Raw genomic sequence first — 21,584 nt, forward strand, 5'->3', positions numbered from 1 at the left:
CGATAATAAGTTAATGTCGATTCCAATTGCGCTTTGAGGCAGGGGATGGGAGAATAGATATGAAATCCTTATCAAAGATAGTATCTAAGTTACAGTCCTCATTTCCCATTCATAAATCAAATACTTATCTACACTGTTACCATTATTACATTTTAACTCAGGAGAGCCACATGAGCGAATTCACTCAAAGCAATACCAAAGCAGTAACAGACGGCTGTGCCGTTCCACAGTCGATTATGACCGCAAAGCAGGATGAACTGGATAACGTTGAACTGGAGATTGAAGGGAACTTACCAAATGACTTACAGGGTCACGTCTTTATTGTTGCTCCAGTCGGCACTGTTGAATCAGGAGGACTCCCATTTACAGACGGAGACTCATTGTTGAATGGCGATGGCATGATTTATAGGCTTGATTTTGATCGACCAGGCGAAGTGAGGGTGAAGACTCGCCTTGTTAAGCCACCAGATTACTATGCTGACAAAGCAACACAGCTTGGAGGCGAGTATGAAAAGTATAAATTCCTCAATCGCGGCATTGCTCGGTTGTCTATGTCTCTGGGTCTGCGTAATCAATTAAATACAGCTTTTCTACCCATGAAATTTGCTGCGGACTCCTGCGATCGCTTGCTAGTTACCTATGATGCAGGTCGTCCTTATGAAATTGATACAGACAGCCTGGAAGTGGTAACACCAGTTGGATCGAATAAAGAGTGGCGAGGGGAACTTGATCAGCTCAAAATTCCCATAATAATTAATCCTAAGAAGTTTCCTTGCAAAAGTATTTTGAGTACGGCTCATCCTGCCTTTGATTATTCCGGTGAAGGTAAGATGTTTACAGTTAATTACGGCAGATCAGCGGCTAGTTTTATAGAAGGCATTCAGTGGGTTTATGAGATCGAAGAAATTCCCCAACTAATAGAGGAAATTATCGTAGCACTGACGGGGTTCTGTCAAACGGATTTCATGAAAGATATTTCCCGTGCTGTGTTCGGCTTCTCCCGAGACATAGTTGAAAACCTAATGAGTTCCATTGGAAGTATATTTGGGAAAGAATTGGAGGATTTTACCTATATAGTTTGCTGGGATGGTGTTGGCGAACTGGAACGATGGAAGCTAGTGCTACCAGATGGCACGCCGGTTAAAATTGAACAAACTATTCATCAAATAGGAGTAACTAAAGATTATGTGGTACTGATGGACACCGCCTTCATTACGGGTCTGGAGCAGATAATCAACAACCCATTTCCGAAGAATAAAAAACTAGAGCAGCACTTGAGAAAATTACTAGAACGTCCGCCTCTGCCGGATTCTAATATTTATATCGTGCGCCGTGCCGATCTAAAAGCAGGCCAGCGTCCAGCTAGCAGTAATCAGGAAGTTGAAGTCGTCGCCCAGAAAGTGGTAATTCCTCTCGAAGCTGCCCATTTTTTGGTGGACTATGATAATCCCAATGGCAATATCACTCTCCACGTTGCCCACCTTTGTGGAATGCAAGTAGCTGAATGGCTTAGGAAGTATGATGTTTCAGCCTCCAAACCCCACAAACCCGTGCCACCTTACCTGCATGGTATGGAACACGATGAGACTGACATCGGACGAATGGGGCGCTACATAATTCATGGAGAGACTGGACAACTGATTGAGTCCCAAGTTATCTCCGACATCAACGCCACATGGGCTGTCGATCTCTATGCCTACTTAGATAGGCTCCCTACAGGTTTGACTCCAGGAAAGCTAGAAAATGTCTACTGGAGTTCGTTTGGACTGTGGCGAGATTTGATGACAAAATACATTGTCGATCTGTACGACGATTATAAGTACCGATTAATACCGCTCTCAGAAGTTATCCGCTTAGCCCAAAAGGGTAAACCTGCTTGCTTGTTCAGGCTGCACCCAATGTCGATGGTGATTGCCGATCGCTATGAGTTCCCTTGCGGCTACATGACGCTATCACCCCAGTTCATACCCCGTGGTGATGGTGAAAGTTCTACAGACGGTTATATCGTCTGTGCTGTTTGTTTTGAAGACAAAAAATTGGGGCCCACAAATCAAATTTGGATTTTCAATGGTAACAAACTGTCAGATGGCCCCCTGTGCCAATTGCATAATTCAAAACTCAAGTTTGGGTTTACGTTGCATACAGCATGGTTGCGACAGATTTCTAAGCGCCCAGAAGCTAGTTACAAGATTCCAGTGAAACAAGATTACGAAAAGCTAGTCAATCAAAACGAGCGAAAGATTCAGGAGCTGTTTGAGAAGGAGGTGTACCCCCATTTTCCTTAAGAAACTCACCTGCCAAAAGCGCGATCGCGCTTTTGGCAGTGGGCTTCTTGGTTCCTATACACTATTTAAAAAAATCAAACAAGAAAGGAAAGTAAAAATATGATAGTTCTTTCGGGATACGAAATTATAGAAAAAATTTACGAAGGAGTAAGGACTGTTGTATATAGAGCTAAAAAAGATGGTTACAGACAACCAGTTATCATTAAAATTATTAAATATGATTATCCTAGCCTTGAACAAATCACCAATTTAAGGCAAGAATTTATAATTACTCAAAATTTAGAGTGTGAAGGAATTGTCAAAACTTACAACTTAGAAAATTATCAGAATAGTTTAGCGCTAATATTAGAAGATTTTGGGGGTCTATCCCTTTATCATTTTATGGCAGCCAATAACCTGTCAATAACCGAGTTGCTGAGGGTAGCGATCGCTCTATCCGAAACTTTGATCTATCTCCATCAAGTACCGATAATTCACAAAGACATTAAGCCCTCAAATATCATTATCAATCCAGCGACCGGAAAAGTAAAACTGACTGACTTTAGTATTTCATCGCGCTTGGAATTGAAAAACCAAAGCATTAGCAATCCCAACTTGCTAGAAGGGACTCTCGCTTATATGTCACCCGAACAAACGGGAAGGATGAATCGAGCAATTGACTACCGCACCGACTTCTACTCTTTGGGAGTGACTTTCTATGAAATGCTGACCAACCAGTTGCCATTTACTACCACCGATCCGATGGAGTTGGTTTACTCTCATATTGCCAAACAACCCGTCCCACCTAAAGAGGTAGCAGAAATTCCTCAAGCGGTTTCAGATATTGTGATGAAACTGTTAGCAAAAAATGCGGAAGATCGATATCAAAGTGCGGCGGGATTAAAATTTGACCTGGAAACTTGTTTGCAGCAATTGCAGACAACTGGAAAGATTGAAAATTTTCCCATCGGTCAACGCGATCGCGGCAACCAATTACTAATTCCCCAGAAGCTTTATGGTAGAGAAACCGAAGTCCAAATTCTTCTAGATGCCTTTGGACGAGTCAGCCTCGGTGCTACCGAAATGATGTTAGTTTCCGGTTATTCCGGGATTGGTAAAACTTCAATCGTCAATGAAGTTCATAAACCAATTGTAGCAGCTAGGGGATATTTTATTGCGGGTAAGTTTGACCAGTTTAAGCGCAATATTCCCTATGCGGCGTTAATCCAAGCATTTCAAGAATTAGTTCGTCAGCTATTAACCGAAAGTTCCGAACAGATTGCTATTTGGAAAGAAAACTTATTAAAGGCGCTAGATAATAACAGTCAAGTTATTATTGATGTTATCCCGGAAGTCGAACTAATTATCGGTAAACAGCCTGAAGTTCCTCAACTGGGTTCATCGGAATCCCAAAACAGATTTAATCGGGTATTTCAACAATTTATTCGCGTTTTTTGTCAACCAGAACACCCGCTAGTCATATTCCTAGACGATTTACAATGGGCAGATTCGGCATCTCTAAAGTTAATCCAACTCTTAGTCACTGACCCAGATAGCAAATATTTATTAACGATTGGAGCTTATCGAGATAACGAAGTCAGTCCCGTTCATCCTTTAATTCAGACAATAGAAAAAATTCAAGAAACTGAAACGGTGGTGAATAATATCACCATTCAGGCGCTGGCTTTGGATAGCGTCAACCAATTAATCGCCGACACTCTCGATGCCAGCGTAAACTCAGACAAAATTAAAGTTTTTTCTGAATTACTTTTTAATAAAACCCAAGGCAATCCGTTTTTCTTAACGCAGCTACTCAAAACCCTGTACTCGGAAAATCTGCTGGTTTATCAAGTAGATACAGACCGCTGGGAGTGGGATATTCAACAAATCCAAGCAATTGGTATCGCAGATTTCAATATTGTTGAACTGGTTGCCAGAAATATTCGCAAACTCCCAGAAACAACCCAGAAATTATTAAAACTAGCGGCTTGTATCGGCAACCAATTTAATTTAGAAGTTTTATCAATTGTCAATGAAGAATCAAACTTAGCGACGGCTGCTCATTTGTGGGAAGCAATGCAAGCGGGTTTGATTCTGCCGCTGTCTGAAAATTACAAAATTCCTCTAGTATTTGCCCAGGAAGAGTTGGCATCTATACGCGATATCAAAGTTGACTACAAATTTTTGCATGACCGGGTGCAGCAAGCTGCTTATTCTTTGATTCCAGAGTCAGACAAAAAAGCCACTCACCTGAAAATTGGTCAACTGTTGCTGAATAATACAACACAGCAAGAGCGAAAAGATAATATTTTTGCTCTGGTTAACCAACTGAATTTTGGCACAGATTTGCTAACTAATCAGTCAGAAAAAGATGAGTTAGCCCAATTAAACCTGATTGCTGGACAGAAAGCGAAGGCAGCTACTGCATATGAAGCCGCTGTTAATTATTTGAATGTAGGTATAGAACTCCTGAGCCAAGATAGCTGGGAAAGTAGATACGATGTGACATTTAATTTTTATCGGGAAGCGGCGGAAGCCGAATATCTCAATGCCAATTTAGAACGAGCGGAAATTTTGTGCGATCGCGCTCTCCAAAAAGTCAAAACCATCCTCGAACAAGTCAAGTTATACGTACTGAAAATTAGAATTTACCTCGCTAAAAATCAAAATAATGATGGCTTAGATGCCGGACTGCAAGTTCTAAAGATGCTAGGAGTGACCCTATATGAATCACCCCCGCAAGAACTCAATATTGAGGAGTTAGCAAACCTGCCTGAAATGAGCGAACCCTACAAGCGGGCTGCTATGCAGCTTTTAGTTCTTATATTCCCACCTGCTTGCTTTGCAGAAAGCCCGCTATCGCTACCTATTATATATACTATGGTGGAACTTTCTCGTCAGTACGGGAATTCGCCGCAATCTACTTACGGCTATTCTATTTACGGTATATTCGTATCTTGGCTATTCTCAGATATAAATTTATCCTATCAACTGGGGCAACTGGCTTTGCAGCTATTAGAGAAGTTAGATGCTAGAGAGTTTCGTTCTAAAGTTTTAGTTAATGTTTCCATCGGTATTATCCACCTCAAAAAGCATACTAGGGAAACGATAGAAGCCCTTCGTCAAGCAATTAATAGCGGCTTAGAATTTGGAGATATAGAATATGCTTGTCATGCTGCTGATTACTATTGCTCGCATTTATTTTTTAAGGCAGAGCATCTAGACTACGTGCAAGAACAGCAAAAACTATATATTGACTTGGCAGAGAGATTGTCCCAAGAACACCAGTTATATTTACTCAAAATCCTCGGTCAATTAGTAGAAAATTTAAGGGGGATGACAGATAATAAGCTGCTCTTGATGGGCAGCATATTAAATGAGGAAAAAGCTATCTCTTATTTAAGAGAAGTAAAGAATTTCATTTGCTTGTTCAGGCTTTATTTTGCCAAAACTGTAGTTTGCTATTTGTTTAAGCAGTATGAAGAAGCTATCGATTTTGCAAGAGAGGGGTTGAAATATTCAGGTTACGTTCAATCAAATATTAGTTTTATTGAACATACTTTTTACTATGGTCTGCTTCTTTTAGCCCAGTATGCTCAGGAAGATTCAGGAGAGGAAGAAAAGAAACAAGAATACCTCAACCAAGTAGAAGAAACTCAGAAAAGCATAAAAAATTGGGCGTTACATTGCCCAGCCAATTCCCAGCATAAGTATGACTTAGTAGAGGCCGAAAAAGCCCGCGTCTTGGGGCAATCTTTTTCAGCAATGGAATATTACGACCGGGCGATTGATGGAGCCAAGGAAAATGGATACGTTCAGCACGAAGCCCTTGCCAATGAATTAGCTGGAGAATTCTATTTAGCATTAGGTCGTCAGAAAGTAGCGCGTACCTACATGATAGACGCTTACTATGCTTATATTCGCTGGGGAGCAAAGGCAAAAGTTAAAGATTTAGAAGAGCGCCATGCTGAATTACTCGCACCTATCGTCGGTAGGAAAAATAGCCTGACGAGTGGAAGAGACGAAACGATGGTTCAGAGCAGAACCACTGTCACTTCTACCAGTTCAGGTGCTGCAAACGAGCTGGATTTATCAACAATTATCAAAGCCTCCCAAGCGCTCTCAGGGGAAGTTAATTTAGATAAGTTACTCTCGAACTTGATGCAAGTCTTGCTGGAAAACGCGGGAGCAGAAAAGTTTTATTTTATCATACCTGACCCAGCAGGTAAGTGGACAATTGAAGCTCAATGTACGGGTGAACGATGTCAATTAATATCCAAGTCAGCGACTGAAAGTCAAGAGATTCCTATCTCCCTGGTTAATTATGTAGAACGCACGCAAGAAACTGTTGCGATCGATGATGCAACGAATAAAAGCAGGTTTGCCTCTGACCCGTATATTATTCAGCAGCGACCTAAATCTATTTTGTGTAGCCCCCTGATCAATCAAGGTAAGTTGGTAGGCATCTTATACCTAGAAAATAATTTAACAGCGGGGGCTTTTACGCGCGATCGCCTAGAAGTCCTCAACATCATTTCCGCCCAAGCTGCGATCTCCATCGAAAATGCCCGCCTCTATCAAACTTTAGAAGATAAAGTGCAACAACGCACCGCCCAACTCGCCCAAGCAAACCAGGAAATTAGCGACCTCAACAACAAACTTAAAGCCGAAAACATCCGCCTCAGTGCTGAGTTAGAAGTCACCAAACGACTGCAACAAATGATCTTGCCCAAACAATCAGAACTAGATAAAATTAAAGGATTAGAAATAGCTGGATATATGGAACCTGCCGATGAAGTGGGTGGCGACTACTACGACGTACTAACCCAAAATGATCGGGTAAAAATTAGCATCGGCGATGTTACGGGACATGGTTTAGAAAGTGGCGTATTAATGATTATGGCGCAAACCGCCGTCCGCACTCTCCAACAAATGAACGAAACCGATCCGGTGAAGTTTCTTGATGTGTTAAACCGCACCCTTTATGCCAATATCGAGCGCATAGACTCGTCTAGAAACATGACCTTGGCTTTGTTAGATTATCAAGATAGTAACTTCAGCCTCAGCGGTCAACATGAAGAAATAATTGTAGTCCGTACTGATGGTAACATCGAACGGATCGATACAATGGAACTCGGCTTTCCTCTGGGATTAGAGGAAGATATTGCTGATTTTGTTTCCCAAATTCAAGTGCATCTTAATCCAGGGGATGTAGTAGTGCTTTACACAGATGGAATTACCGAAGCTATAAATATAAATAAAGTGTATTACGGCATAGAAAGATTGTGCCAAGTGACCAAAGAAAATCGCCAGAAAACCGCTGAAGAAATTCGACAAGCAGTAATTGATGATCTGCGGCAACATATTGACAAACATAAAGTTTTTGACGACATTACGTTGGTAGTCCTAAAACAGAAATAACGCAAGTTTGTAATTGGTAATTAGTAATTGGTAATTGGTAAATTGTTTGAGCGTCCGACGATCGAAACCGACTTCACGCCCAACAATTTGGGAAATGGTGCGCGGACTCAGGAAGGTGCGATCGAAAGCTGAGCGCTACGTCTGTGCTAAGTTGGGCGATCGGGCGAATTGGTATAATCAAAGGCAACATCAGCGCTTTCACGGGTCAAACACTGCTTTCGATCGCAGCCCCAATGCCGCGACTGCCTCCGGTAAAAGAAATTTGTGTGTATCCGTACCAACTGACAGCAAAACCTCGCGAGTATTAGGGCTAATCGCAGGTTGAACAGACAAAACTTGCACTTTCATCGTATTAACGAGTAATATCAAATCCGTTGGTATCGGAATTATTGATCTCTCTCTTCTCTTCCTCTGTGTCCTCTGCGGTCTCTGCGGTTAAATCATTCCAAAATTAGACATCTCATTAAAAGCTAAGTCTAAATCCCCCTTTCCTGCCAATAACAGTAAAAGGGAGATTTAGGACGATCGCTAAAGCGTCAAAGACTGAGGATTTGTCTCAATCAACTTCGCTAAATCTTGCAAGAAAGACGCAGCATCAGCACCGTAAATAATCCGGTGATCGCAAGTAATATTCACCTGCATTTGGCGCTTCACTCCCATCAAACCATCTTCATTTGCCACTACTTGCGGCCGCGAAGAGCCGATCGCCAAAATCGAGCCTTGATTCGGCGGCAAAATCGCGTCAAACTTGTCTACTCCAAACATTCCCAAATTGGAAAGAGTAAAAGTTCCCGTGCTGTATTCATCAGGCTTTAACTGCTTGGTGCGGGCGCGATCGACTAAATCCTTCCAAGTGCGGGAGAGCGAATAAATATCGAGGCGATCGGCATTTTGCAACACCGGCGTAATCAAACCACCGCCATCCATCGCCACCGCTACCGCCACATTAATATCAGCGCGGTATTGAATTCCCGACTCCACATAAGAAGCATTCAGCAGAGGATGTTTTTGTAAAGTTACAGCTACAGCCTTCGCCAGCATAGCCGTCATCGTGACGCCCTTCGACTTAATTTGTTTGTAGAGTTTGTCCAGATTATCAGTAGTAATTGTGTAACCGACGCGGAAAGAAGGCACGCTCAAACTTGCTTCCATATTCCGCACCACCGCATTTTGCAGCGCATTCATCGGTACTTTTTGGCCCGAAAGTGCGATCGCCGGGACTGGTGCGGGTGCGGGTTTGGCTGCTGCGGGGGCGGGTGCTGCAGATGCCGGTGCGGGTGCTGCGGGGACTGTTACCGGTTGTTGAACCGGAGCGGGTTGGGCTTTGCCGGCTGCTGCTTCCACATCCTCTGCGACAATGCGACCGTTGGGCCCGCTGCCTTTGATAGAATTCAAATCTACTTTAAACTCTTTGGCTAATTTGCGAGCGCGGGGAGAAACGACGCTGCGGCCGTTTTGGCGACTAACATTTTGCTGTAAACCTGCTGAGGATGTAGCTGCGATCGCAGGAGCGGGGCTGGGAGCAGGGGCTGCTGCTGCGGTTGGGGCGGCTGCTCCTTGCTGCTGAGCTGCGGCGATTTCGGCTTCTGTTTCTGCTACCAGGGCGATTGCCGCCCCCACCGGAGCTACTTCGCCTGCAGGTACGATAATTATTGCTAAATAGCCTTCGTAGAAAGACTCGACATCCATGTCGGCTTTGTCGGATTCAACGACTACCACCGTTTCGCCTTTTTCTACTTTGTCTCCGGCGGATTTGACCCAGGAAACAATTTTGCCCTCTGTCATGGTAGAACTCAGGGCTGGCATGAAAACTTCGCGAATCATCTGTAAAAAGTCCTTTTGTGTTGGTAATAGGTAATCGGTATTTGGCAATTGAGCATTGGCGATCGGCCACTGGCAATACTTATTATTATGCCAGTGTCTCGCATTCTTGATGTGTGACTGTTGACTCAAAATCAATTGCCAATTACCGATCGCCAATTACCACTTACCAATTTCTAAATATCACCTCGAATTTCTTCGACTATGCCGTCGCGGAGGAGAATTTCTACTTGCATTTTTTGAATCAAGTTTTCTCCCAGCCCGACAGTGAATGTGCCGTCAATTTGACCTTGACTCACTTCTTGTTCCAGGTCTAGCACCTGCACTTGCTGAAGCTGTTGCAGGTTTTGGTTTTTCTGTTCTAGCAGTTCGCTTTTTCTTTGATTCACCTGCACTTGAATGTTTTCTATTTGCTGCATTACTTGCGGGCCTGGGGGCTGCAAATTTGACTTTTGGATTTCTGAAATCATCCGCTGCCCTTGCATTTCTAACTGTTGTAGCTGAGAGTCTATTTGGTTGATTTGGGCTTGGAGTTGCTGTTGAGCTTCTTCTTTCCAGCGAGGAGTAACGACGACTTTAACGTTAATCGATCGCTTCAAGAGTAATTGTGGTTCCATAAAGTTGTTGCTTGTCAATTAGGAATTAGGCATTAGTCATGAGTCATTAGTTGGTAAACCTGAACTAATGGCCCAGGACTGAGGACTCGGAATCGGGACTCGGGTGTTGGGATAATTTTTTCTTTTCCATTCCCCAAGTCCAGCGAATATTTCAAAACATCCCGTCAATCATATCGCGGTAGTGTTGCGTCACAACCGGGCGCTTAATTTTCAGGGTCTGGGTCAACATTCCATTCTCGATCGAAAATGGCTCCTGAATCAAGCGGAACGGGCCGATGCGATCGTCCGCGCGGTATCCAGGGCGATTTTGCACCTCTCGGTTCAATTCTTTGCGAAATAAATCTTGAATTGTCTTGCTATTCCAGTCAATTTCGTGTAAGGGGGGATTTTGAGTTTCTGCCCATTTCTGCACGGCTTCTGCATTGGGGACAATTAAGGCGCCGACGGATTTCTGGTCTTGACCTACTAGCATAATTTGGTCGATGTAGGGGCTGCGGACGCAGGCGTCTTCTATGGGCTGGGGTTCGATGTTTTCGCCGTTGGTGAGGACGATCGTATCTTTGGCCCGCCCGGTCAAGATTAAGTCGTTTCCCGGTGTCAGCCAGCCCAAATCGCCGGTGTCGAACCAGCCTTCGGAGTCGATCGCCTTGGCAGTCGCTTGGGGATTAAGATAATAACCTGCCATGATTTGCGGCCCGCGCGCCAATACTAAGCCGCGCTGGCCTGTGGGCAGTTGCTGTCTGGTTTCTGGGTCTACTATTTTAATTTCCGTATGGGCAATGGGCTGTCCAGCGGAACCTTTAAGATTGTGCCAAGGGCGGCGCACAGTTAAAACCGGGGACGTTTCGGTTAAACCATATCCCACCAACAAACCGATATTCGCTATTTCAAAGAAATTGTCTAAATGCGTTGCCAAAGAACCGCCGCCGCTAATTGCCCATTTTAAGCGTCCCCCTGTAGCTTCCCTGACTTTTTTGTAAACCAATTTTTCTGCCAGGCCGTGTACGGGCGACCACAGAATGCTTTTGATGCGGGCGATTAGTTTTTCGGAAGCAGAAGCCGGTTTCAAACTGAGAGTTAATCCTTGGGAAATGCGGCGGTTCTCGATGTATTGCTGGCTGGCAGATAACAGGAAATTCACCAATTTTTGTTTGTTAGGCGGCTGTTCCCGAAATTGCTTTTGTACGGCCTCATAAATCGATTCCCAGATGCGCGGAACGCTGACCATGTACTGGGGTTTGTAAGTTTTAAAGTCTTGTTTGAAATAGCGAATATTGGTGTAAATTTGCGTGCATCCTTGGGAAAGCAGGAAGTATTCGACGCTGCGTTCGTAGGCGTGCCAACTGGGCAGAATGCTGAGGACGCCGTCGCCGCCTTCGGGCTGGAGAATTGTGCCCAAGGTGTTGAGTTGGTGCAGGAGGTTGCCGTGAGTCAGCATGACGCCTTTGGGTTTGCCGGTGGTGCCGCTGGTGTAGAGGAGGGTGGCAAGGGTTTGAGGCTTGTGGTTGGTGGGTTTGAGGGGACGGTTTGCCCCTGTGGTCATCACTTGGGAAAATTTGACTGTGCTTAGGGTTTGGCTGGTTTCCGGTTCTTCGTCGGAGAGGAGGACGATGAGTTGGATGGGCAAATCTGGGAGGCGGTGTTGCAGTTTTTTGAGTAATGCCAGGTTTTCGACTACCAAGGCGGTGCTGCCGCTGTCTTGGATGATGTACAGGAGTTCTTCGGGGTCGGCGGTGGCGCCTCGAACGGCGTTGGCGCCCCCGGCCATCATGATACCTTGGTCGGCTATCAGCCAGCGGGGACTGTTGTCTGCGAAGAGGGCGACGCGGGGAGGGACTGCTTCTTCGGGATTTGGTTCGATGCCTAGGGCTTGTAAGCCGGCGGCGAATTGCTGGATTTGCTGGTACAGGTCGGTGTAGGTGAGTTTGATTTCTGGCTGGGTGTGGGGGTCGTGGAGGGCGACGGTTTGACCGAATTTTTGTTTGACGATCGCCCAAATTTCGGGTATCGATCGAATGGAACTGTAATCGATTAGCTTGCTGAGGTTCGCGCGTTCGCGATCTGCCATTTGAGATGATGCGTAAGATGCTGTGCTGTTCATAAGGTATTTTCCTGAGTTTGTGCAGATAAAGTTATTGGCTATAAGTTTAATATCACAGTTATTTTAGAACTATCTGGCAGTCTCGTGACAGTTTGCCAACCTGCCATTATCTATTCGGACAATTAGAGATGCAAGATGATGGAACTTATACAGCATATTCTATGTATCTGCGGTACACACAATCTTGTAGTAAGCATCGGTGCGTCGCCACCAACAATCTGCAAGTTCCATTTAAAAGGTCCCAGATCCGCACCCTACATATTAAAATCACACAATATAAATTTAGCGGCTACTGTACTTCATCAACCTGGAATATGCTGTAGTTGCACAGAAACACATAAATTTACGAAAGTTAATAGTAGTTACTTTTAGTGCGATCGGTCTAGCATTATTATGAATTTGGTTACTTTTTCAAACGCGATGGATAATCCCCTCCCACAGTTCGGAAATAGGATGTAATTTGCCTTCTTTAATTTGCTGGAGGGAGTTACGGAGACTGGCTAGGACGATTTCGGTGGGTTCGTCATCGGGATCTGCGGGCGGGGTGACAATATGGCGACTGATTAATAGTTGGTAGAAGTCGTCCACAGACATTACAGCAAGTTGAGCGGATCGATCGAGACTGAGGCTGTGCTGCTGATAAAGTACGATCGCCAATTCTATCCTCACATCGGCTTCAGTCAGGGGGAGATTGTCGGGAAGGTCGATCGTAATTTGCATGATTTATAGTACATTTTAATTTCAATTGTCTCTGAAGTGCGATCTTACAGATTCATTAAACTTTGATTCATTGTTTCTGCCTGTTCCTAACTTTTACAGCTATTGTGCAAAAGGCATTTGGGAAGTCGCAATGAGTAACGTGCAGGCTGCTCAATTACTAGCAGTTGCCTTGACTGAGCACAACTCAGGTGAAGCGGCATGAAATAGGGTGAATTCAACAACAGATGATAGGGCTAAGATGTGCCGAAAAGTACCCTTCCTCCCATCCCCAAAATAATTTAACTAGATTTTGCGGCGGCAATCGCTGGATTCTGCATAGTTAATGACTTATCGCAACTATCTGGTATTGTATCAGAGCAATTAACGGCCAAACCACGATTATCAATCCTGCTTTCAACAGTGTCGATAATTGAAAATACAAAGACTTGCCACCGCCCGTCGGGATGACAATCATCATATCCAGTTTTTGTAAAGCAGGTTCGACAATTTCCTGAGTTGGTTGTTGGATTCTACACTATTCCATGCTTTTGGAGAACCAAGACACTGAGTGCGATCGCACAAAATTCCTTAAGCAGAGAAACCGATACTTTTAATCGGGGTTTAGATTGATAGTGATGGGTAGCGATAGTGATGGGTTTAGGCCATCACAGAAGTCACCCCCAAATGGAAGACCGTTATCAATAGCAAAACTTTCCATCTTACTTTAATCCGTTATATACCCAGACCAGAGGGTCAATTAATTGCTTGAATTGCTGCTACAAATTAACAGCCATCAATATTTCTTTACCACGATCCGGCCCTGGATTTCACAAACAAGCGTCGAAAATTGATGGTTTTTGAGTTGTGAATGTCAATTTCTGTGTATATATACGTATACCGGACACAACACCTGCCTCGCCCAGCTTCACAAAATCTTCACAAATATCCGTATAATTACTGTAGGTTTATAAAGATTACGTAAAGATTGCCCTTAAAGGTAGCCAAAACCACGATTCTGTAAGTTAAACTGAGAGCCAGCCAAAACCACACTTACGTAATCACCACAAAATCCTGAAAAAACGCAATTTTATATATCCTAAAGGCGTTGAAGGGATGCCGTAACTAAGAGGTGTTAGTCGGACATATCGACAAACAGTTTGTAAGCCAACTAGGTTGCAACTAAACCAATAAAAATCGCTCATAACCGGGTTAGTTGCCATTCAAAAAAAATGAAACAACTTTTTGACAGGGTAAGTTATGAAAAAAAAATTAGGGGTGGGAAATCAAATTTTTAAAACCCCAGAAGCCTTGGAAAATTTCCCGGCTATTCAGAAAATTTTCGAGGAAGTCGGTGCAGGGCAGACTTTAGTGGCGAAATTAAATACAGCCTGTGAAATTTGCGAGTTTCAACTCGGAGATGAAATCACTCAATATCAAACATCAGATAGCAACAATTTCCTTGAAAAAGAACAGAGCGATTCCCTACGGGATAGCTTCGCTTCACGCAATTTTTATTTAGTTTGCGAGGGAAGAGTCAGGCTGCTAGCGGTAGAAGCGTCGCAACAGCAGGAAATTTCGGCGGTGGTACTGGAAGTCGGAGCAATATTTGGGACAGATAACCTATTTATTGAAAGCGGACTGCCTTACAGGGCAATTGCGGCTGGCACTTGCCAAATCGGTCGAATTACGGCCACCACATTGGAGCTGATTTTAGAAGAATTCCAGCAACTGCAACAGCACTGGCGGCAAGAATTTCAAGAGCGACAGCGGTTAATATTTTTCAAGACACAAACAGATTTGCGATCGCTCCCTCCCCACAAACAACAGCTTCTGTGGCCCCACTTACTTCCTTACATAGAAGAAATCCGAATTCCTGCCGGAGTTTCCCTCACCGAGCACTGCCAAAACTCCAACAATCATTTTTGGCTCCGCAGCGGTCAAATTCAAGGTCAAGCACCGCCAATTCTCGGCAGTAAATGGGAACATTCAGATGTAAAGAGCGACTGGATAGCGGTAACAGACCTGATAATTTACCAGCTTAGCAGCGAACAGTGGGAAATCGCCAACGCCACAATTAGTTCCGAAAGCAATTCCCGCCCTAAAATCATCCGCAAACCTCCAATCTTAAGCTTAGTAACGCCGCCCCAAAAGGCCAGCTCTACCTCACAAACCGAGCCATCAAAATTAACCGCAGTCGATCGGCAAAAACCCGCAACCGGAATCATCAGCTTTCCCAAACCCAAGCAGCGGCGCTGGTTTATCAGCAGACACCCATTCATTCAACAACAGAGTTCAGCAGATTGTGGAGCTACTTGCTTAGCCATGATTAGCGAATATTGGGGTAAGAAATTCAGCCTAAATTACTTGCGGGAATTGGCAGAAATCGGCCGCAGTGGCGCGTCGCTCAAGAGTCTGGCAAAAGCAGCGGAAAGGATGGGATTTCAAACCCGTCCCGTGCGAGCTTCTTTAACTCCGCTGCGAAATCAAAATCCCTGGATTGCTCACTGGCAAGGCAATCACTACGTGGCAGTTTATCGCTTTAAAAATCAACAGGTTTTAGTGGCTGATCCGGCTGCGGGCAAGCGGTGGATGAGCATTAAAAATTTTACCGAAAATTGGACTGGGTACGCCCTAATTTTAGACCCGACAGCGGAACTATACCGCAATCACACTGCCGAACATCAAGGTATCAAACTTAAAAATTTTGTAGGCATAGTCTGGCCCTACCGGGCTGCGATCGCCCAAATTCTGATCCTCTCCTTGTTGCTCCAATTATTTGGTTTAGTTACTCCCCTATTTACCCAAGTAATTCTCGATCAAGTGGTTGTCAGTAAAAGCGTAGTAACTCTGCACGTTTTTGCGATCGGACTGCTGTTGTTTAGTGTTTGGCGAACGCTGTTGGGTGCAACGAGACAGTATTTGCTGGATTATTTGTCGAACCGCATTGACTTGACTTTAATTAGCGGCTTTATCAGTCACACTCTCACTTTGCCGATTAAGTTTTTTGAATCTCGTCAGGTGGGTGATATCTTGACGCGGGTTCAGGAAAATCAAAAAATTCAGGCATTTTTGACTCGCCAAGCTATTACGGCTTGGTTGGATGCTTTGATGGCTGTGGTTTACATCGGACTGATGGTTTACTATAACTGGCGTCTGGCGTTGTTGGTGCTGGCGTTGATTCCGCCGATCGTGATTTTGACTTTAGTTGCAACTCCCTTTCTGCGAAAAGTGTCGCGGGAGATTTTTACCGAAAGTGCCAAGCAAAATTCATCTTTGGTGGAAATGATTACTGGGGTGGCGACGGTTAAGGCAACTGCTGCTGAGCGAGAAATGCGCTGGCGCTGGGAAGACCAATTAACTTCCCTGATTAATGCTAAATTTCGCGGGCAGAAGTTGGCTAATTCTTTGCAGGTGATCGGGGGTGGGATTAATACTTTGGGGAGTACGGCTTTGCTGTGGTACGGTGCAATGCTGGTGATTCAAGACGAGTTGACGATCGGTCAATTTGTGGCTTTTAATATGATGATTGGGAGCGTAATTTCTCCTGTGCTTTCAGTGGTGGGACTTTGGGATGAGTTTCAAGAAGTGCTGGTTTCGATCGAGCGTTTGGATGATGTATTCTCTGCCCAACCTGAAGAAAGCCCTTACAAGCCAATGCTGGTGCTGCCTCGCATTCAGGGAAACGTCAAGTTTGACAATGTTTCTTTCCGTTATGCTCAGGATGAGGAACGCAATACGCTGCAAAATCTTTCCTTTGAGGTGCAAGCTGGAGAAACTGTGGCAATTGTCGGCCGCAGCGGTTCCGGTAAGAGCACTTTGGTAAAGCTGCTGCAAGGTTTCTATTATCCAGAAAAGGGGCGGCTGACAATTGACGGCCACGATATTCGGCACATTTCTTTGCAGTCGCTGCGAGTTCAGTTGGGTGTTGTTCCTCAAGATTGTTTCTTGTTTTCGGGAACGATTTTGGAAAATATTACGCTGTATAAAAACGGAAGCGATGCTGCTTCTGCAAGCTTGGAACAGGCGATAGAAGTGGCGAAGCTAGCAGAAGCTCACGCTTTTATTCAAGATATGCCGCTGGGTTATCAAACTCCTGTGGGGGAAAGGGGAACGAGTTTGTCTGGGGGCCAGCGACAACGAATTGCGATCGCCCGCGCTCTTTTGGGCGATCCCCGGATTTTGGTTTTGGATGAAGCAACTTCTTCGCTGGATACCGAATCTGAGCGCAGGTTTCAGCAAAATCTCGCCCGAATTAGTCGCGATCGCACTTCGTTTATTATCGCTCACCGGTTGTCTACGGTGCGTAATGCCGATCGCATTTTGGTTCTAGAGAAAGGCATTTTAGCCGAACAAGGCAACCACGATGAATTGATGGCTGAACGCGGACTTTACTATCACCTCGCTCAGCAACAACTCGATATTTAAGTCATTAGTCATTAGTCATTAGTTATTGGTCATTAGTCATTAGTCATTGGTCATTAGTCATTAGTCATTGGTCATTAGTCATTAGCAAGACAAGGCTAAAGATAATTTTCATATCATGTCCGATCGATTAACCATAATATCCCGGTCGGGCGGGTTTTTGAGATTGTCAATTATTGGCAGGTATTGTTGGTGAGGGGAGCCCCTACAAAAATCGCGATCGCTCGACCGGACATGATATCACTTACTTCTGACTCCTGACTGATAGCTCCTAACAACTCCCAACTGCCAACAGTCAACAGACTAATTTGGAGGAAAGACAATGTTTTCAGAAGATGCCAAAGAATTAGGCCACGCTCCTAACGAAATAGGCGAAGTTTATGGGGGCGTAGCTTCTAGGCAAGAAAACGAAATCCGAAAAAAAGAGCGCTCTTTAGAAGTTGTCGAATCTCAAAATCGCTCTTCTCAAACTCATGACGGTATCAATATTGCAAAATTACAGTTACGACAGCCTGATGCGAATAATTGGTCTACTTCTTTGCACTCGGTACTCGACCAGCCACCAGTATCTTTTCCCCAGCGGTTGATATTAGGAGGAATGGTTTTTTCCGTAGCTTTTGGAGCGTGGGCAACTTTGGGAAAAATTGACGAGGTTGGTCATGCTCAGGGCAAATTAGTTCCCAAAGGCGCTGTTTACAAAATTCACCCGACGGAGACGGGAAAAATTATTAACCTCGCTATCAAAGAAGGTCAAAAAATCAAAGCTGGACAATTATTGGCGGAATTAGACCCGTCGAATGCCGAGAGCGAGGTGGAGCGTCTTGAGAAAATTCTGGACGCTGATCGAATTCAATTGGTGCAGCAGATGAGTTCGATCGAGAGAACTAAACTGGAAGTTGAAGCGAGCCAAGCTATTGCTGCAGCAGAGCAGCGGGGGGCTGAAGCTGCGATCGCCCGTGCTAGCGCTTCAGCGGCCACCACGCAGTCTCAAATCGAGCAATTGCAAGCAGATGTAGTGTCTCAGCAAGCGCGGCAACAACAGCTCAAACCTCTGGAAAAGGATGTGCAAGACTTGCTCTCGCAACTGAAAACAGATATTAACTCCCAGCAAGGGCGGCGCGATCAGGTGAAACCATTGCAACGCAAGACTCAAGAATTGCTGTCGCAATTGCAAGCAAAAGTGGTGGCTCACAAAGAGCGGATCGCGCGTCTCAAACCTTTGGTAGATGAAGGAGCACTGTCAAAAGACGTATTGTTTCAAGCTGAGGAAGCTCTGCGGGAAAGCGAAAATGCCGTGATTAGAAGCCAGTTGGGAGAGACAACTCAGGCTGACGATCGTGCCTTTGAAGTCGAGCAAACCGTGCGCGACAGGCAAAGTGCTGCCATCAGGAGTCAACTGTCTGATGCAACCGTGGTTAAGGAAAGGTTGTTTGAAGTCGAGCAAAATTTGCGCGATCGAACTAGCGCCATTTCTAGAACCCAAGGTGAATTAACTCAACAACTGGCAGAAGTCGATCGACTGCAAGCCGAAGCCGCCAGCAAACAAGCCGCAGCGCGCCAAATGCAGTTAGAAAAAGAGCAAAAAATTCAGCAGTTGGAAATGCAATTAAATCAAGTCAAATCCAAAATTGCCGAAACCCAAACCCTGCTCGATCAAGCAAAAAATAAGCTCAAACAAAGATTTCTCTACGCACCCGTCAGCGGAGTGATTTCCGCACTCAACGTTCACAACAAAGGCGAAGTAGTTCAACCGGGTCAAACTATTGCAGAAATGACTCCGAATCACGCTCCTCTGGTGCTGGAAGTCAGTTTGCCGAACCGAGAAGCGGGATTTGTCAAAACCGGAATGCCGGTGCAAGTCAAATTCGATGCTTTTCCTTATCAAAATTACGGCGTGATTCCGGGAAAAGTTTTATCTATTTCGCCGGATGCCAAAACCGACGAGCGATTGGGTGTTTTTTACCGGGTGGAAGTGAGTATCGATAGAGACTCAGTGAAAGCCAAAAACCAAACCTGGAAACTCAAAGCTGGCCAAACAGCTACTGCGGAAATTGTCATCCGCCAGCGCAGCATAGCCGACATTTTGCTTGACCCTCTCAAGCAGCTACAAAAGGGTGGCATGAGTTTGTAGAACTTAGTTAAGTGGTTGTTGTCCTTTGTCACTCTCTATACACAAAACAGGATAAAATAATGACTTCCCAATTTCACCATTCTGCCAATCATTCCCAAGTTGGAATCAAACCAGAACAATTGGATGAGATAATTTCAGCCATCCTGGCAGGAAAGTATTCTTGGGCTTGTTTTTTACTTTTGCGGTGCACGGGTTACAACCCCCTCGACTATATCCCTTACCGTACTTCCAACCGCTTGCTTAAGGAAAACAGTCAAATCAGCAAGTCGAGTAAATCGGAAACTAAGCCTGCATTGGGTAAAATTGCTGATTTAGATTATGTGGAAGTGGTGAGGGAAAAACGAGCCGGAGTTCGAGGGGGTTATGTAACTGAGGCTTTTACCGAGTTGCACTCAGATACCGCAGGTTTTGGACTTGAAGTCAAGGAAGGGCAATATCTCTCGACGCCGAAGGTTGAGTGTTTGCCAATTCCAAGTCAAGGATTTTTTGCGGGATTTAAGACGCGCTTGTTTAATTTGGCGGGTAAGTAATTTAGTCGAGAGATCGACAACCCGATTGCGGGCGTTGGGTGTACCAGTTTTTTGGTTGACTCACCGCGGGCGATCGGGTTTTTTAGTAGCCACACAACATTTTTCGGCCCGGATCTTAACAAAATTTCATCAAGTTATCTTTACATTCTGATTTGCGATCGATCTGCCAAAATGGCAACACGGCAGGAAAAGTCCTGATTATATTAGGGATATCAAAGGAAACAAGGTTGTTCAGCCGAGACATAAAAAGCTTCTGCCAAAATGGCAACACAATCCTTGTTAACCTTGATAAATTGATTACAGACGAAACAAAGTTGTTACCGAAAAAACTTACTGCCAAAATGGCAACACAGATACCAAAAGGCAAGCTAAATTAGGTAACAGGAAAACAAAAAAACCTCACTCTTAAAAGGACAAAACAAATGATTATCTCTGACCTGAATTACTTGGAATCTGCTGAAGCAAATGTTGAAGGTGGCTACTTTTTTGGCGACAGCTCAGTCACCTATGTTAAGGCAAACATCAGTGAATATCTGACCATTAATAAGGTATTCAACTCTATCACGAACGTTAAAGGAAATTTTGCTGGTGCTGAAGCAGCAGCAGATGCTGTGGGCGCGAACTCATCTACTCAGGCTATCACCAAAACCACCACTGTTCAAGGTTTAGGTTCTAGCTCTAATGCTACTTCTACCTCTGGTAGCGCCGGAAGTTACTTCTGGCACTACTAGAAAAGATCGCCTGTATAGTCTTCAACCTATTCTGACAACTAAAATCTGTCAGAATAGGTTGATTTTAGTACAGTCTTTTTATTAACATCATGACTCAGAATAAAGTTGTTATCAAACGCCTAGTTTCACCGGATTGCAAAGTTATTGCCGAAGCTAAAAGCGTAGTTTCAAAATCTACTGATGGAGCGACTCAAATTAGTCAAAGTGTTGCTGTAAATATTTCATCTAATCATAGTTCCAGCAGTTACACAAAATCTAGTTCTAGTTAGTCTTCAACATCTAGTTGCTTCTAGTCGTTCTTAAAATGACTAAATCTAGTGGAATTAAAAATTTTTGCAGGGGAGACATGAGTAGTTCATTAATTATATCTGACTTAAATTATTGTATGGGAAACATGAGTGGTTCCTTAATTATATCTGACTTAAATTACTTACAGACCCTCGATCAAAGCAGCAGTGTCGTGGGTGGTGGCAGTGTTTACGCAGGTACAGTGACCACAACAAATATTGGACTTGGATATGCCGTAGCTGGTGCAGGTGCAGTTGCCATCGGTCAGACTACTTATACGAATACTCAAACTAACACAACTGTTAAAAACTTGGGTATGCTTAACTATAGTATAGCGGATGCAACAGCCATTGCTTATGCAAAAACAGGAGATCAAAAGGCTTCCTATTCAAGTTTTAATACTTCAATTTTTATGAATTTTACCCATGTTTAATTAAGTTTTTTTTTGAGCATTTAAACCATATAGGATAGCAAGCGAGGATGGTGGCACGACTTACTCCTGTTACATGATGTGGGCTCTGATTTAAATATTGAACAGTGTACTGGACTTTATCGGAAA

Annotated in this window: 14 protein-coding genes; 7 read left to right on the forward strand and 7 right to left on the reverse strand. The window is 44.3% G+C overall.

The window, feature by feature from the left end; translation table 11 throughout:
• The first annotated feature begins 170 nt into the window (after positions 1-170).
• Both QUB20_RS16865 and QUB20_RS16870 read left to right on the forward strand, forming a co-directional pair.
• A complete protein-coding gene (locus QUB20_RS16865; RefSeq protein ID WP_333247513.1) occupies positions 171-2,285 on the forward strand; it encodes a carotenoid oxygenase family protein in 2,115 nt (704 codons plus the stop codon).
• A gap of 99 nt (positions 2,286-2,384) precedes the next feature.
• A complete protein-coding gene (locus QUB20_RS16870) occupies positions 2,385-7,685 on the forward strand; it encodes an AAA family ATPase (RefSeq protein WP_333247511.1) in 5,301 nt (1,766 codons plus the stop codon).
• Positions 7,686-7,883: 198 nt separating this feature from the next.
• On the opposite strand, the gene QUB20_RS16875 is transcribed toward QUB20_RS16870, so the two are convergent.
• From QUB20_RS16875 to QUB20_RS28730, 6 genes are all read right to left on the reverse strand, one after another.
• The gene (locus QUB20_RS16875) at positions 7,884-8,033 is read right to left on the reverse strand and encodes a hypothetical protein (RefSeq protein WP_333291504.1); all 150 of its coding nucleotides are present in this window, start codon (positions 8,031-8,033) and stop codon (positions 7,884-7,886) included.
• A 180-nt stretch (positions 8,034-8,213) separates the two neighbouring features.
• Entirely contained in the window at positions 8,214-9,509 is a 1,296-nt protein-coding gene (locus tag QUB20_RS16880) for a dihydrolipoamide acetyltransferase family protein (RefSeq protein ID WP_333247524.1), read from the reverse strand.
• A 173-nt stretch (positions 9,510-9,682) separates the two neighbouring features.
• Positions 9,683-10,123, reverse strand: coding sequence for a YlqD family protein (locus QUB20_RS16885; RefSeq protein ID WP_333054966.1), 441 nt, complete (start codon positions 10,121-10,123; stop codon positions 9,683-9,685).
• A gap of 151 nt (positions 10,124-10,274) precedes the next feature.
• The gene (locus QUB20_RS16890) at positions 10,275-12,224 is read right to left on the reverse strand and encodes a long-chain fatty acid--CoA ligase (RefSeq protein ID WP_333247507.1); all 1,950 of its coding nucleotides are present in this window, start codon (positions 12,222-12,224) and stop codon (positions 10,275-10,277) included.
• Between the two features lie 411 nt (positions 12,225-12,635).
• Positions 12,636-12,944 carry a UPF0175 family protein gene (locus tag QUB20_RS16895; RefSeq protein WP_333247505.1) on the reverse strand — a complete coding sequence of 103 codons (309 nt, stop codon included), beginning with the start codon at positions 12,942-12,944 and terminating at the stop codon, positions 12,636-12,638.
• Between the two features lie 319 nt (positions 12,945-13,263).
• Positions 13,264-13,452 (reverse strand): DEAD/DEAH box helicase, encoded by a 189-nt coding sequence (locus tag QUB20_RS28730; protein WP_445299412.1) that lies wholly within the window; start codon positions 13,450-13,452, stop codon positions 13,264-13,266.
• 728 nt (positions 13,453-14,180) lie between these two features.
• Between QUB20_RS28730 and QUB20_RS16900 the strand changes: the two genes are divergently transcribed.
• Entirely contained in the window at positions 14,181-17,348 is a 3,168-nt protein-coding gene (locus QUB20_RS16900; protein WP_333247503.1) for an ABC transporter transmembrane domain-containing protein, read from the forward strand.
• Positions 17,349-17,518: 170 nt separating this feature from the next.
• On the opposite strand, the gene QUB20_RS16905 is transcribed toward QUB20_RS16900, so the two are convergent.
• Entirely contained in the window at positions 17,519-17,668 is a 150-nt protein-coding gene (locus tag QUB20_RS16905; RefSeq protein WP_333054973.1) for a hypothetical protein, read from the reverse strand.
• Between QUB20_RS16905 and QUB20_RS16910 the strand changes: the two genes are divergently transcribed.
• The 4 genes from QUB20_RS16910 (at position 17,668) to QUB20_RS16925 (ending at position 21,458) form a co-directional block, all read left to right on the forward strand.
• The gene (locus tag QUB20_RS16910; RefSeq protein WP_333247501.1) at positions 17,668-19,476 is read left to right on the forward strand and encodes an HlyD family efflux transporter periplasmic adaptor subunit; all 1,809 of its coding nucleotides are present in this window, start codon (positions 17,668-17,670) and stop codon (positions 19,474-19,476) included. The two genes, QUB20_RS16905 and QUB20_RS16910, sit on opposite strands and share 1 nt — an antisense overlap.
• Before the next feature lie 59 nt (positions 19,477-19,535).
• Positions 19,536-20,006, forward strand: coding sequence for a HetP family heterocyst commitment protein (locus QUB20_RS16915; protein ID WP_333247499.1), 471 nt, complete (start codon positions 19,536-19,538; stop codon positions 20,004-20,006).
• Between the two features lie 422 nt (positions 20,007-20,428).
• Positions 20,429-20,737, forward strand: coding sequence for a hypothetical protein (locus tag QUB20_RS16920; RefSeq protein WP_333247497.1), 309 nt, complete (start codon positions 20,429-20,431; stop codon positions 20,735-20,737).
• Positions 20,738-21,083: 346 nt separating this feature from the next.
• Entirely contained in the window at positions 21,084-21,458 is a 375-nt protein-coding gene (locus tag QUB20_RS16925; protein WP_333247495.1) for a TonB-dependent receptor, read from the forward strand.
• The last annotated feature ends 126 nt before the right edge of the window (positions 21,459-21,584 follow it).

Source organism: Microcoleus sp. B4-C2 (assembly GCF_036705265.1).
Taxonomy (GTDB): domain Bacteria; phylum Cyanobacteriota; class Cyanobacteriia; order Cyanobacteriales; family Microcoleaceae; genus Microcoleus.

Bases quoted from the DNA above. Each gene is read 5' to 3' on its own strand.
- QUB20_RS16925 (WP_333247495.1), top strand. From the start codon at position 21,084: ATGAGTAGTTCATTAATTATATCTGACTTAAATTATTGTATGGGAAAC.
- QUB20_RS16910 (WP_333247501.1), top strand. From the start codon at position 17,668: ATGTTTTCAGAAGATGCCAAAGAATTAGGCCACGCTCCTAACGAAATA.
- QUB20_RS16865 (WP_333247513.1), top strand. From the start codon at position 171: ATGAGCGAATTCACTCAAAGCAATACCAAAGCAGTAACAGACGGCTGT.
- QUB20_RS16885 (WP_333054966.1), bottom strand. From the start codon at position 10,123: ATGGAACCACAATTACTCTTGAAGCGATCGATTAACGTTAAAGTCGTC.
- QUB20_RS16870 (WP_333247511.1), top strand. From the start codon at position 2,385: ATGATAGTTCTTTCGGGATACGAAATTATAGAAAAAATTTACGAAGGA.
- QUB20_RS16895 (WP_333247505.1), bottom strand. From the start codon at position 12,944: ATGCAAATTACGATCGACCTTCCCGACAATCTCCCCCTGACTGAAGCC.
- QUB20_RS16875 (WP_333291504.1), bottom strand. From the start codon at position 8,033: ATGAAAGTGCAAGTTTTGTCTGTTCAACCTGCGATTAGCCCTAATACT.
- QUB20_RS16900 (WP_333247503.1), top strand. From the start codon at position 14,181: ATGAAAAAAAAATTAGGGGTGGGAAATCAAATTTTTAAAACCCCAGAA.
- QUB20_RS16880 (WP_333247524.1), bottom strand. From the start codon at position 9,509: ATGATTCGCGAAGTTTTCATGCCAGCCCTGAGTTCTACCATGACAGAG.
- QUB20_RS16915 (WP_333247499.1), top strand. From the start codon at position 19,536: ATGACTTCCCAATTTCACCATTCTGCCAATCATTCCCAAGTTGGAATC.
- QUB20_RS16890 (WP_333247507.1), bottom strand. From the start codon at position 12,224: ATGAACAGCACAGCATCTTACGCATCATCTCAAATGGCAGATCGCGAA.
- QUB20_RS16920 (WP_333247497.1), top strand. From the start codon at position 20,429: ATGATTATCTCTGACCTGAATTACTTGGAATCTGCTGAAGCAAATGTT.